This window comes from Vibrio sp. EA2, from assembly GCF_033042495.1.
Lineage (GTDB): Bacteria > Pseudomonadota > Gammaproteobacteria > Enterobacterales > Vibrionaceae > Vibrio.
Genome location: NZ_JAWLID010000007.1, coordinates 73,476 through 86,744, shown reverse-complemented (window position 1 = coordinate 86,744; position 13,269 = coordinate 73,476). Strand labels below are relative to the sequence as shown.

Below are 13,269 nucleotides of genomic sequence, written 5' to 3'. Positions count from 1 at the left end.
TAATAGCAAACACAACATATCGGAGATTTATAATGGATAAATCGCTTTCTAGTAAGATTTTTGTCGGCTTGTTTGCCGGCCTCATTTTGGGAACGGCAATCCAATACTTATTTAACGGTGTTGCGATTTTTGATACTTATTTGCTTGGGGCAGCAGAAGGTGCAGGAGGCATGTTTGTCTCGTTGATAAAACTACTCGTTGTTCCTTTGGTTTATGTTTCAATCGTCTGCGGTATTGTCGATCTTAAAGATATCAGTGCATTCGGGCGCCTTGGTGGTAAAACCTTTGCGCTCTATATTGTTAACACGATTATTGCGATTACAGCGGCACTGACCGTTGGCCTTATTTTCCAGCCAGGTGCTGGCGCTAATTTAGCCGGTACCGTTTCTGAAACCGTTAAACTGACCACAACTGAAACGCCAGACATCTTTTCATTAGTCGTTAATATTGTCCCTAGCAACCCGGTTCAGGCGTTCGCGAATGGCGATATGCTACAAATCATTTTTATGGCGATTCTGACAGGTCTGGCTATTCAAGCTTTGGACTCTCGTGGTGGTCCGGCTATCCGAACCTTTAAGATGGCCAATGAGATCATGATGAAGCTGGTTGGCTTAGTGATGAGTCTAGCGCCTTTCGGTGTTTTTGCTCTGATGGTTCAATTAGGCGCGACACTGGATGCAAACACGCTGATGTCTGTGGCTGGTTATGTGGCTTTGGTTGTGGCGATGCTGGTGTTCTGGATTTTCTTCTTCTACCCAATGGCGGTAGGTATCGCAACCGGTACGTCTCCTAAAACGTTTCTTCGAGCAACTCGCGAGCAGGTCCTATTCTCTCTCTCTACGGCAAGCTCAAACGCGACAATCCCTGTAACGATGCGTACTCTGACAGATAAGCTGCAGGTGTCTAAATCTGTCGCTGGTTTCGGTGTGCCACTAGGTGCGACAATGAACATGTCTGGCGTATCAATTTATATCGCTCTGGCTACGTTGTTTGTCGCAAACGCATTTGGTCAGCCAATCAATACTTCAGACATTTTTACCTTAGGTTTGACTATTCTTCTGCTATCGATTGGTGCGGGTGGTGTTCCGGGTGGTGGTGTTGTCATGGTTGGGGTTCTGCTTCACCAACTCGGTTTACCACCAGAAGGTTTAGCCATTGTTGCCGCGGTTGATCGTATTAATGACATGTTCTGTACCTCATCTAATGTAGTCGGTGATACAGCAGTCAATACTATCGTTGCAAAAACAGAAGGTGAGATTGGCAAAGAAGAAAGTGTGGATGCAGAACCTGCTCAGGCAAATACTTAATAATTTTACGTAATCTTCACTACGTTACTTAATCAAGATGGAAGCGAGCTCTTACGGTTCGCTTTCTTGCTTTCAGGGCCCTGAGCATCGGATTTTTATTGGTTAGTGATGATTTGTTGAACGACAACGGTGTGACCTAATCCCAACTAATCAGAAAGAAAGCGATTAAATCAGAAAAAAAACGCTTTTTTTTAATTCTGCCCTTGAAAAGCATTTTGCCGCCCTTATCTATGTGGCATAGAGAAGCAAACATTGATTATTTTTGTTTGTGAGCAAGGGTTGAAACCCGATTCTCCTCCCCCCACATTGGGGTTATAACCAAACGAAAATAGAAATTTATTCGGAGATAGCCAGATGGGTAAAATCATTGGTATTGACTTAGGTACTACTAACTCATGTGTTGCTGTATTAGACGGCGACAAACCTCGTGTAATTGAAAACGCAGAGGGCGAACGTACTACTGCATCCGTTATTGCTTACACTGACGGTGAGACACTAGTAGGTCAGCCAGCAAAACGTCAAGCAGTAACTAACCCTGAAAACACGCTATTTGCAATTAAGCGTCTAATCGGTCGTCGTTTTGAAGACGAAGAAGTTCAGCGTGACATCGAAATCATGCCTTACAAAATCATTAAGGCTGACAACGGTGACGCTTGGGTAGAAGCAAAAGGCCAAAAAATGGCGGCTCCTCAGGTATCTGCTGAAGTTCTTAAGAAAATGAAGAAAACTGCAGAAGACTTCCTAGGTGAGGAAGTGACTGGCGCAGTTATCACAGTACCTGCTTACTTTAACGATGCTCAGCGTCAAGCTACTAAAGATGCTGGCCGTATCGCAGGTCTAGAAGTTAAACGTATTATCAACGAACCAACAGCAGCTGCGCTAGCTTACGGTCTTGATAAGAAAGGTGGTGACCGCACTATCGCTGTATACGACCTTGGTGGTGGTACATTCGATATCTCAATCATCGAAATCGATGAAGTTGAAGGCGAGAAGACTTTCGAAGTTCTAGCAACTAACGGTGACACTCACCTAGGTGGTGAAGACTTTGATAACCGTCTGATTAACTATCTAGTTGATGAGTTCAACAAAGAGCAAGGCATCAACCTTAAGAACGATCCACTAGCAATGCAGCGTGTTAAAGAAGCAGCAGAAAAAGCGAAAATCGAGCTTTCTTCTACTTCTCAAACTGACGTAAACCTACCTTACGTTACTGCGGATGCAACTGGTCCTAAGCACATGAACATCAAAGTGACACGTGCGAAACTAGAATCTCTGGTTGAAGACCTAGTACAACGTTCTTTAGACCCACTAAAAGTGGCTCTAGCTGACGCTGACCTATCGGTAAACGACATCACAGACGTAATCCTAGTTGGTGGTCAGACTCGTATGCCAATGGTTCAAGCGAAAGTTGCTGAATTCTTCGGTAAAGAAGCTCGCCGTGACGTAAACCCTGATGAAGCCGTAGCAATGGGTGCTGCAGTTCAAGGTGGTGTACTTGCTGGTGACGTTAAAGACGTACTGCTTCTAGACGTAACTCCACTGTCTCTAGGTATCGAGACAATGGGTGGCGTAATGACTAAGCTAGTTGAGAAGAACACAACTATCCCAACTAAAGCGAACCAAGTTTTCTCTACAGCAGAAGACAACCAGAGCGCGGTAACTATCCACGTTCTGCAAGGTGAGCGTAAGCAAGCGATGTACAACAAGTCTCTAGGTCAATTCAACCTAGAAGGCATCCAGCCTGCACCACGTGGCATGCCACAAATCGAAGTAACTTTCGACCTTGATGCGGACGGTATCCTGCACGTATCAGCGAAAGATAAGCAGACTGGTAAAGAGCAGAAGATCACTATCCAAGCTTCTGGCGGTCTAAACGACGAAGAAATCGAGAAAATGGTTCAAGAAGCAGAAGCTAACAAAGAAGCGGACAAGAAGTTCGAAGAGCTAGCAACTGCACGTAACCAAGCAGACCAAATGATTCACGGTACTCGTAAGCAAGTGGAAGAAGCAGGTGAAGCCCTTCCAGCAGATGAGAAAGAGAAGATTGAAGCTGCTATTTCTGAGCTAGAAGAAGCGCGTAAAGGCGAAGATAAAGAAGCTATCGACGCTAAAGTTCAAGCGCTAATGACTGCGGCTCAAAAATTGATGGAAATCGCCCAGCAACAAGCTCAAGCACAACAAGGTGCTGAAGCTGGCGCTCAACAACAGTCTGCACAAGACGATGTTGTAGACGCAGAGTTCGAAGAAGTTAAAGACGATAAGAAGTAATTCAACATTAGGGTAATTGGATGCTTTGGTAGAAATTACCCTGTTGGAAACTCTTATTGGAATCTTTGCGGGCGTTTGAGGTGACTCTAACGCCCGCATGTTTGTAAATAGCCCCGTCTTTCTAGCTAAGCGCTTTTCAGAGAAAGCTTTTATCTAAAACGATATTAACACCAAGCGGCAGTGGCCGTTTGCAGTACTACATTGGTGACGAAGAACATGTCAAAACGTGATTTTTACGAAGTATTAGGCGTAAGCCGTGATGCATCAGAACGTGATATCAAAAAGGCGTACAAGCGCCTTGCAATGAAATTCCACCCAGACCGTAACCAGGGTGATGATTCTGCTGCGGATAAGTTTAAAGAAGTAAAAGAAGCGTACGAAGTTCTCACTGACCCTCAGAAAAAAGCAGCGTACGATCAGTACGGCCACGCAGCTTTTGAACAAGGCGGCGGTGGCTTCGGTGGCGGCGGCTTTGGCGGCGGCGGTGCTGATTTCGGCGATATCTTTGGTGATGTTTTCGGTGACATCTTTGGTGGTGGTCGTCGTGGTGGCGGCGGTGGTCATCGTGCACAGCGTGGTGCCGACCTTCGCTACAACATGGAGCTGACGCTAGAAGAGGCTGTTCGTGGTGTAACAAAAGAAATTGAAGTTCCAACACTGGTTCATTGTGATACTTGTGACGGTAGCGGTGCGAAAAAAGGCACGTCAGCAGAAACCTGTGGGACCTGTCATGGCCATGGTCAAGTTCAAATGCGTCAAGGCTTCTTTGCCGTGCAGCAAACCTGTCCAACCTGTCATGGTAAAGGTAAGATCATCAAAGACCCTTGTAATGAGTGTCATGGACAGGGTCGCAAACAAAAAACTAAAACGCTTAATGTTAAGATCCCAGCTGGTGTTGATACTGGCGATCGCATTCGTCTGTCTGGCGAAGGTGAAGCGGGAGAAATGGGCGCACCAGCAGGTGATTTGTATGTTCAAGTTCACGTAAAAGACCACCATATCTTTGAGCGTGACGGTAATAACCTTTACTGTGAAGTACCAGTAAGCTTCGCGATGGCAGCATTGGGTGGTGAAGTAGAAGTACCAACCCTAGATGGCCGTGTAAGCTTGAAAGTACCAACAGAAACACAAACGGGCCGTATGTTCCGTATGCGTGGTAAAGGTGTGAAAGGTGTTCGCGGTGGCGGTATCGGCGATCTGATCGTTAAGTTAGTTGTTGAGACACCAGTGAACCTAAGCTCACGCCAGAAAGAGTTACTAAAAGAGTTTGAAGAGTCTTGTGGTGGCGAAGCGGCGACAAAGCACAAGCCTAAGTCAGAAGGTTTCTTTAATGGTGTGAAGAAATTCTTCGATGACTTGACGAGCTAAAGCGACCCAAGTTTAAAAATTACAAAGGCCTGCAGCAATGCAGGCCTTTCTACTTTTGGACGAAGGTCAGTTCCAACATGCGCTTGGTGATTCGATGTTGGTTGCTGTTAGCGTGATGTCATTCACTCCAGAGGGGAAACATCGGTCTCCATTTTGACCTAAATCGGACTTGGCGGTTGCTTTGATGGTATAGACCATGGTTGCGGAACTCACTATTGAAAAAGTAAATCGATCATTATCTGAGTCGCAAATGACACAACGGCCACCTACAATAATCGAGCTCCAGTCATACCCACCATCGTAAGAGGTTTCCAACGCTAACTGGATACGGTTGATGTCACTGAGTGCCACGGTCCGGTGCGACTTGATGACATGGTTTGTATACGAAGGGTATGCAATTGCTGCAATGATGCCGACAATCACGACCGCAATCAGTAATTCGATCAATGTCATCCCCCCTAATCTTATTTTGTAGCTGTTACAACGATATATCCGAATCATTCCGAGTTGTTCCCTTTTCATTTTCCGCCTATTTTTCGCAGGTGATAGCATCTGTGCAAGATGAATTACAGTTGACTAGTTATTTGCATAGGAATCTGGGAAATGCCTCGCGGGATTACGTTGTTGGAGCTACTTATTACGGTATCGGTGCTGAGCATTTTATTAGCAGTTGCGGCGCCAAGTTTTAAGCCCGTTTCACAAACCGTGCAAATGCAGGGACTCGCGACAGAACTCTTTGGGTTTCTGAATCAAAGTAAATCAGAAGCGGTAATGAGAAATAAGAAGTTATATGTACACTTTTCGATGGATAAAGGTAACACCGTTAATAAAGGCAATTGGTCACTCAACTTGACTGATTCACTCACTGCAGGCGGAAATACCATATTACACTTTTCCGGTTCACCTTATTCGGAGTTATCGATAAAGCATAACTATGACGCCAAATATATAAGCTTTGAAGAAGTAAGGGGGAGGCCGAATTCTGGGAGTATCGAGTTATTTTCGACTAACAATCAGAGCTTAAAATTGAAAATCAAACTTTCTAACCCACCTGGGCGCATCAAGGTTTGTAGCGAGTCTGGAGCAAAATTATATGACTACCCAAAATGTTAGTAAGCGCTATCAGGGTGGTAGTTCTTTGATCGAATTAATGATCAGTTCTTTAATTGGTTTAATTCTATTAGGTGTGATTGGCTCGGTCTTTCTTAGCTTGCAAAAAACAGCAAGAGATAAAAGTTTGGAATTGCATCTCCTACAGGGGATTAACCTTACTTTTGCAATGATGAAAGAAGATATTCAACGAGCGGGTTACGATGGCGGAAACGGCAATTCGCTCAAGGTATCTGGCTCTATAAATACAATAACGTTGAGCGGCGCTTCTTCTGTTGGTTTTGTTTATTTCAAACAAGGTTCTCCGGATAACAAAGACTATCGAAATGTTAAGTATGAGAAGCGCGATACTCGACTTTTAATATGCGAAAAAGGTGTGGTTTCACAAGCTCAAATATTAACTTTTGATGGTATAGATTTTTGTCGATCTTTATTTGATGAAGATATTTTGCACGTCACTCAATTTTCAGTGAGTTCAGGAACCGTTACGAATGGAAAAACGACAAGTGCATTAACCGACATCCAATTAGGTTTACAGACGGTTGATGGCTCTTTTAGCAAAGTGGAAACAGTCTCAATTAAGCAAAGGAACTGGCAATGAAATTTAAGTCTAATCAATCAGGCTATGTCGCACTGCTGGTGACTTCCATTCTTTTGCTGCTTGCTTTGATTGTGGTTCTTGCTTCATCAAAAGGTATCTTTTTTCAAATCAAAGTTGCTCAGAATGAGTTAAGAGCTCGACAGGCACATTGGAAAGCTGAGGGTGGGCTGGAATGTGCATTTTCTAAAGCTAAACTAGAGAAAAAGATACCCGCCACGGTAGATGATTGTAAAACTGCAATGGAACTCAATGGATTAACTTTTTCTGCTGGAGAATTTAGTGTCGTTACTTCTGAATTAGAAAACGCAAGGCTTCGGAAAACCATCAAGTTTCCAGCTGTTGGCGGGGCTGGGGCTATAAAATCTACTTCTGATCTTGTTATTAATGGTTCCTATACGAGTTCTGCTGATCCCGGAAAAAGTCTCGGAAATAATTTATGGGAATGCACGTCGGTTCTCTACTCCAATTATTTCTATGCTACAAGCGTGAGCACACGTCATCCCTATCAAATATCGCAAAAACCTTACGCAAAATTTCCTGATAGCCCGGCTGGCCAAGAGCAAAAATGTGCATCAACTCATTACAGTTGGGCAAAGAGTGTTGCTAACTCTGAAGATGACTATCGAAAATCTTCAAGCATGGATCCTTTTAAGGATGTATTTGATGTGCCACGAAGCGAATGGTTTGATGTGATGTCTGACAACTCGCTGTTTGGTTATGTGCCACTCTCATTAAACCCTGCCAAATTGGACTCTGAGAAAGATTTACCTACGCCTAGTTTCAACGACAAGTGTGCGGAAAATATCGTAGACAACATTAAAGCCGGCAAAGATCTGGTTTGGGTCTTCGGTGGATGTGAAATAGATACGGCGGGCTTTTCCAGCATCAAATCTGCTATTGATAAACACTTAAGTGGTAGTGGCATTATTTTAGTCGTTCAAGACGGGATTTTATCTACGAGAGGAACTCAGGACTTTACTGGCATGCTCTATCACTTTATTTCCCCCCTATATGCTGATCCGAAGGGGGTTGTTCCGGACTTTGCTGGTTGGGATAAACTTGAGAACCATAAAGATTTAAAAGGGGTGATTTCTGCACTTGCTGCTACCGTACCAATGAAAAAGGAAAGAGTCGGCTACTTCCAACATGGCTCTTTTAACCCTCTAGGAGGTTTTGTAATGGATGCACCTGGCACTTTCGCTCTTTTCAACGCCGCATTAGATTTTCAGTACAATCGTGATGTGATTGATGAACCATTGAAAAAGATCAAAAAAGTATATTGGAAAAAAGGCTCCTGGAATGATCTCTAAACAGCAAGGGTTTAGTTTACTCGAAGTCTTGATTGCTTTTCTGCTTCTCGGAGTAGGAGCATTAGGTTTAACAAAGCTAAATGTGTACTTAGAACGAGAGTCGGAATACGCCATTAAGAGTATTGAGGCTTTGCGCCTAGCAGAAAATAAACTCGAATGGTTTCGCACCCGAGGTGCTTCTGCGGCCACCCCAGCAATGCCCATCGCTGACTTTGATTCTATCGCTACGGGTTCTTCAATTTCGGGGGCTTATAGCCTTCAATGGCAGGTACCTCCCGCTACGGTATCGGGGTCATTAAAGACCATTATTATAACTTCAAGTTGGGAAGACAGGATGGGGCAGACTCAGTCTGTTAAGTTGAAAACGATGATTTCTCGTTATAGTGAATTTGATAAATAGCTCCTTTCCAGTGTGTCACTATCGCTTTTAAAAGCATTATCACCTTTTTCCTACGTCCTTTTCGGCTTTATATCCATCAGTTAATAGAGGGTTTGAGAACTGTTAACGTGAACGGTGTGCCACTGTTTTTATTATGTTTCATTTGGTTGCCATTTTTGCAAAATGTGTCTCCAAATATGAAAAAATATTAGCATCTTGTACTTTTTATCTGGGTTTTAACTAGAATACTTGGCTGAAAACTGGCCGCAATAAATTATTCCAAAAGGCCATAGCACCAACATCATTTATTATGGAGTTACCACATGAGTAACCAAGCAATTAATAAAGCGCCATCTTCTAAGCCGAGTGGGATGGATCGCTTTTTAAACTTTATCGAGCGTGCAGGTAATAAAATTCCTGATCCGGCGATTTTGTTTTTCTGGGCACTAGTTATCACCTGGGCTGCGTCTGCACTTTTGTCGAATGTCTCTTTCGATCTTGTAAACCCTCGAACTGGCGAAGCGTTAACAATTACTAACTTGCTGACAGGTGACGCGCTGGCTAGCTTCCTTGCAAACATGGTGACAACATTCACTGGTTTTGCGCCACTAGGTATTGTATTGGTCGCTATGTTAGGTGTGGGGGTTGCAGATTCATCGGGTTTTATCACCACGGGTCTGAAGAAGATGCTGAGCTTTACACCTGCTAAGCTGCTTACTCCGATGCTTATTCTGGTTGCGATTGTATCGCATACTGCAGCAGATGCTGGCTATGTTCTGGTTATTCCTCTGGGTGGTATCATTTTCCATGCCGCTGGTCGTCATCCTCTAGCGGGTATTGCTGCAGCGTTTGCGGGTGTATCTGGTGGTTTCTCAGCAAACTTTATCCCTTCTGGTATCGATCCACTACTGGCTGGTTTCACACAAACGGCAGCACAAGTACTCGATCCAGAATACGTTGTTAACCCACTTGCTAACATCTTCTTTACTGGTATCTCTTCCGTAATCATTGTGGCTATCGGTTGGTACGTTACTGAGAAAATCATTGAGCCACGTTTGGCGAGAACACCTGTCGATGAAGACGCAGAAACTGCTCCTGATCTAGGTTCATTCTCTGAGACTGAATCAAAAGCATTCCGCTACGCGGGTTGGTCTATGATGGCCGGTATTGCACTTCTTGTTGTGGCTTTAATTCCTGAAAGTTCAGCATTGCGTTCACCAGAAGGTGAGATCACCGCATTCTCAGCACCGATCATGAAGTCGATCGTTCCTTTAATCTTTATCCTGTTCATCATCCCAGGTTATGTTTACGGTAAAGTGTCTGGCACTTTCAAATCGAGCAACGACATCATTAAAGCGATGGCTGACACTATGTCTACCATGGGTGCATACATCGTTATGTCTTTCTTCTGTGCTCAGTTCCTATCAGCATTTGCTCAGTCAAATATTGGTACTATGCTGGCGCTATACGGCGCAGAAGGCCTGAAAGCAATGAACCTTCCAGGTGAAGCAACAATTGTTGGTATGATTCTGCTAACGGCTTCTGTAAACCTACTTATTGGTTCTGCATCGGCTAAGTGGGCGCTAATCGGCCCAATCTTAGTGCCTATGCTAATGGCGGTTGGTATTTCTCCAGAGTTGTCTCAGGCGGCGTATCGTGTTGGTGACTCTGTATCAAACATCATTTCACCTCTGATGGTATTCTTCCCGCTTGTTGTGGTTTATTGCCAGCGCTATGTGAAGTCGACAGGTATTGGTACGCTTGCATCACTGATGATGCCATTCTCTATTGCGATGCTGATCGGTTGGTCAATCTTCCTAATTGCTTACTGGATGATTGGTATCCCGTTAGGTATTCAAGCACCATACACGTACACCATGTAAGTTGTATTCGCTTAAATTCGAAAGCGCAGATCATCAGGTCTGCGCTTTTTTGTGCTTGATAATATAGGGGGTCACTAGCGTTGCTGTAGCGTGCGGTCAGTTAATGGTAATATTGACGTGTTCCAAGCTAATTTATCGATCAGGAGTCCCTTTGTCAGACCTTCAATTTACGCCTCAAGATGAACATTTTATGCGACGAGCTATCGAGCTAGCAGAGCTGGCTGAAGCGGAAGGAGAGGTACCTGTTGGTGCGGTGCTAGTCAGAGATGGGGAGATCATTGCAGAAGGTTGGAACCGTTCTATCTGTACTCATGACGCAACGGCCCATGCCGAGATTCAGACATTGCGTAAAGCGGGGCAAGTCTTAGAGAATTATCGCTTATTAGATACCACACTTTACGTGACGTTAGAACCATGCCCGATGTGTGCCGGTGCACTGTTACACAGCCGCGTGAAGCGAGTGGTCTTTGGTGCTCCTGATCTGAAAGCAGGTGCCGCAGGAACAGTGTTAAACCTGTTTGAAAGTCAGGCTGCATACCATTATGCAACGGTCGAGAAAGGGCTGTTAGAACAAGAGTGCCGAGGGCAGTTACAAGCTTTTTTTAAGCGTCGTCGCAAAGAAATTAAAGACAAGAAACAGGCTGAAAAAGCGTTACAGAGTGATCAGGTAAAGCGTGAGGATTAAGGAAGGTTCAGCAAACATCCACAGTTTGGGTAGATGTTTGCTTCTGTTCCTCAGTGGTTCACTAAGTGAACGAAAACACGATGGCGTGCACTGATTTTCTTCTTTATGTTCGTCAGCTTGCGCTTACGACGGATTGCCGCCACTGTATTATGTAAACGCTTTGACTGAACCTTACGTCTTCTCATATTCGAAACCTCTAGTAGACAAGACCACGAACACCCTCAGTTAGACACTAATTGTGTCCGACTAATCAAAACTCGACGTTCTCAAGCCTGTCAGGCCACTATTTTCACGCGTAACGTTATCAACACCTGCAACACAATACGAGGTTTGTGATTGATAGTGATTTTCGGTTAGGCATAAAAAATGGCAACACTAATAATAGGCTGAGTGTCATCGATATCGTCATGAATCGTTACGACATTCATATCCCGATCTCAGATTAGTGAACAACCATTAGATGACACTCTAATGATACGTATCATGTTTAATCGGGAGAGGGTAACCAGCCGAGTATATTGCTCCCGAAATATCTTAAGAAGCTATAAATATTAAGGGGTTACAATGCCGGTCACTAAGTTTGTTGGCACATACTTATTGATATTGACCTAACTCGGAAAGATCGATTTTAGATAAGTTTGTTCAAAGACTCAACAAAAAATGGCGAGCTATTCACTCGCCATTTTTTATTCACTGGTTGGGTCTTATTCCGAGGGGACTTCTGGATCTGACTCGTCATCTTCAGTTGTGTCAGAGGCGCTTGATACCTCAGGCTCTTCTTCCTCAACTGACTCTGATATTTCTTCAGATACACTCTCTACAGCACCGGATACTTCCTCGGCAATACTTTCCACTGCACCAGACGTAATAGTATCAGGGTCGAGCGGTGGGATGACTTGCAGGTCTTCTGTGGTTTCATCTGTCGCTGGCTTCTGACTTACATGGCCAATAATTGACTGATAGTAACGACGAATATTCTCGACGTAATTACGCGCTTCATCTCCTCGGGCATAACCGTAACGCGTTTGGCTATAAAAGCGTTTTTGACGCAGTAGAGGCAGTCTGTCTTTTACATCTGCCCAGGCATTTGGATCGCCCCCTTGAGCTTTCGTTAGTCGTCGAGCGTCCAACATATGACCATAACCAATGTTATAGGAAGCAAGTGCGAACCAAATTTTTTCGTGATCGCTGATCGTTTCGGGTACGCGAGCAACAATGCGACGCAGGTATTCCACACCACCACGGATAGACTGCTCAGGATCGAGACGGTTGGTTACGCCGACGCTTTTTGCTGTTGGTAACGTGAGCATCATCATGCCGCGTACACCGGTTGGTGACTTAGCTTTTGGTTTCCAATGAGACTCTTGATAAGCCAAAGCGGCAATTAAGCGCCAATCAAACTCTTCACTGTATTTTTGGAATAGGGGTGACCACTTAGGAAGTTTGTCATCCAGAGCTCGAATGAAGGCACGAGTATCCACATAATCGAAGGCTTCGATATGTCCAATGTATTTTTCTTCCAGCGAGGCCAGTTCACCCGATTGCTTGATGTTACCAAAGAACTCAATCAGCATTGCGTACAAGCTTTCGTCCTCTGAACGACGAGTAAACCAAGATACAGGTTGGTCTTCTGTTAGCTCAAAAGCCAAAGCCAGATCAGGATAGAGGCGCTGAGCCAGTGACAATTCAACGGAGTCAGTTACGGTAAAGCGCAGATCGCCTGTAGAAACACTTTTCAGCAAATCACTAGTGTCGGCATCACCGACGATTTCAAACTGTAACTCAGGGTACTGTTTTTTTAATGCCGTCAGTGTCGGAACATATTGTGACTGTTCGACGATTTGAAGTGTACCTGCCGCCGCACTTTTATCTTCTGTGTCCTCGACTTGGCTCGCTTGATACTTGATTAAGCGCTTAAGACTACGAGGACGAAGTTGCCCTTTTTTATACACGACTTGCTGGCTGACATAGTAGTAAGCTGGACCTGGTCGAAAACGCTTTACCGCTTGAGAAGTCTGGTTCAACCCCGTCGCTATAATATCAATGTCGCCTTTCTTGAGTGCCGGAAAAAGGTCGGCTTGACGGAAAGCGGGTTTGATCTCAAGTTTTACGCCGAGTTCTTCAGCGAATTGACGAGCAAGCTCATAATCCAAGCCTGCGGGGCCATCGGGGCCAATGTAGTAAGATAGTTGGTTGTTAAGTGTACCAACTCGAAGAACGCCACGTTCCTGGATTTTCTGGAATTCACTTTTTGGTGCCGACTCAATTTGGCAGGCAGAAAGTAGTAGCACAGATGCGAAAAGTAAGACGCTGCGCTTAAGTCGGTTGAACTGGCTAATTTGCATTAATTGGTACTTC

At 44.5% G+C, this 13,269-nt stretch carries 12 protein-coding genes; 9 read left to right on the top strand and 3 right to left on the bottom strand.

Going from position 1 to position 13,269, the window contains the following annotated elements:
* Positions 1 to 32: 32 nt before the first annotated feature.
* The 3 genes from RXX31_RS15375 to dnaJ all read left to right on the top strand — a co-directional run bounded on the left by RXX31_RS15375 (position 33) and on the right by dnaJ (position 4,943).
* Positions 33 to 1,307 (top strand): dicarboxylate/amino acid:cation symporter, encoded by a 1,275-nt coding sequence (locus RXX31_RS15375; RefSeq protein WP_317590430.1) that lies wholly within the window; start codon positions 33 to 35, stop codon positions 1,305 to 1,307.
* A gap of 354 nt (positions 1,308 to 1,661) precedes the next feature.
* Positions 1,662 to 3,575, top strand: coding sequence for a molecular chaperone DnaK (gene dnaK / locus RXX31_RS15370; RefSeq protein ID WP_317590429.1), 1,914 nt, complete (start codon positions 1,662 to 1,664; stop codon positions 3,573 to 3,575).
* A 216-nt stretch (positions 3,576 to 3,791) separates the two neighbouring features.
* A complete protein-coding gene (gene dnaJ / locus RXX31_RS15365; protein WP_317590428.1) occupies positions 3,792 to 4,943 on the top strand; it encodes a molecular chaperone DnaJ in 1,152 nt (383 codons plus the stop codon).
* Between the two features lie 66 nt (positions 4,944 to 5,009).
* On the opposite strand, the gene RXX31_RS15360 is transcribed toward dnaJ, so the two are convergent.
* Positions 5,010 to 5,444: a type IV pilin protein gene (locus tag RXX31_RS15360; protein ID WP_317590576.1), complete on the bottom strand. Its 435-nt coding sequence runs from the start codon at positions 5,442 to 5,444 to the stop codon at positions 5,010 to 5,012.
* Between the two features lie 102 nt (positions 5,445 to 5,546).
* Here RXX31_RS15360 and RXX31_RS15355 point away from each other — a divergent pair, with 102 nt between their 5' ends.
* The 6 genes from RXX31_RS15355 to tadA all read left to right on the top strand — a co-directional run bounded on the left by RXX31_RS15355 (position 5,547) and on the right by tadA (position 10,911).
* Entirely contained in the window at positions 5,547 to 6,056 is a 510-nt protein-coding gene (locus tag RXX31_RS15355; RefSeq protein ID WP_317590426.1) for a GspH/FimT family pseudopilin, read from the top strand.
* A complete protein-coding gene (locus tag RXX31_RS15350; RefSeq protein ID WP_065296410.1) occupies positions 6,037 to 6,654 on the top strand; it encodes a PilW family protein in 618 nt (205 codons plus the stop codon). Before RXX31_RS15355 ends, RXX31_RS15350 begins: the two co-directional genes overlap by 20 nt.
* Positions 6,651 to 7,964, top strand: coding sequence for a hypothetical protein (locus tag RXX31_RS15345; protein ID WP_317590425.1), 1,314 nt, complete (start codon positions 6,651 to 6,653; stop codon positions 7,962 to 7,964). Before RXX31_RS15350 ends, RXX31_RS15345 begins: the two co-directional genes overlap by 4 nt.
* Entirely contained in the window at positions 7,954 to 8,364 is a 411-nt protein-coding gene (locus tag RXX31_RS15340) for a prepilin-type N-terminal cleavage/methylation domain-containing protein (RefSeq protein ID WP_317590424.1), read from the top strand. The genes RXX31_RS15345 and RXX31_RS15340 overlap by 11 nt, the downstream gene beginning before the upstream one ends.
* A 302-nt stretch (positions 8,365 to 8,666) precedes the next feature.
* A complete protein-coding gene (locus RXX31_RS15335; RefSeq protein WP_317590422.1) occupies positions 8,667 to 10,226 on the top strand; it encodes an AbgT family transporter in 1,560 nt (519 codons plus the stop codon).
* A 151-nt stretch (positions 10,227 to 10,377) separates the two neighbouring features.
* Positions 10,378 to 10,911 carry a tRNA adenosine(34) deaminase TadA gene (tadA, locus tag RXX31_RS15330; RefSeq protein ID WP_317590421.1) on the top strand — a complete coding sequence of 178 codons (534 nt, stop codon included), beginning with the start codon at positions 10,378 to 10,380 and terminating at the stop codon, positions 10,909 to 10,911.
* Positions 10,912 to 10,961: 50 nt separating this feature from the next.
* Here tadA and RXX31_RS15325 read toward each other — a convergent pair whose 3' ends face one another.
* On the bottom strand, positions 10,962 to 11,096 hold the full coding sequence (locus tag RXX31_RS15325; protein WP_317590420.1) for a hypothetical protein: 135 nt from the start codon (positions 11,094 to 11,096) through the stop codon (positions 10,962 to 10,964).
* A gap of 519 nt (positions 11,097 to 11,615) precedes the next feature.
* A complete protein-coding gene (gene mltF, locus RXX31_RS15320) occupies positions 11,616 to 13,256 on the bottom strand; it encodes a membrane-bound lytic murein transglycosylase MltF (RefSeq protein ID WP_317590419.1) in 1,641 nt (546 codons plus the stop codon).
* Positions 13,257 to 13,269: the final 13 nt, after the last annotated feature.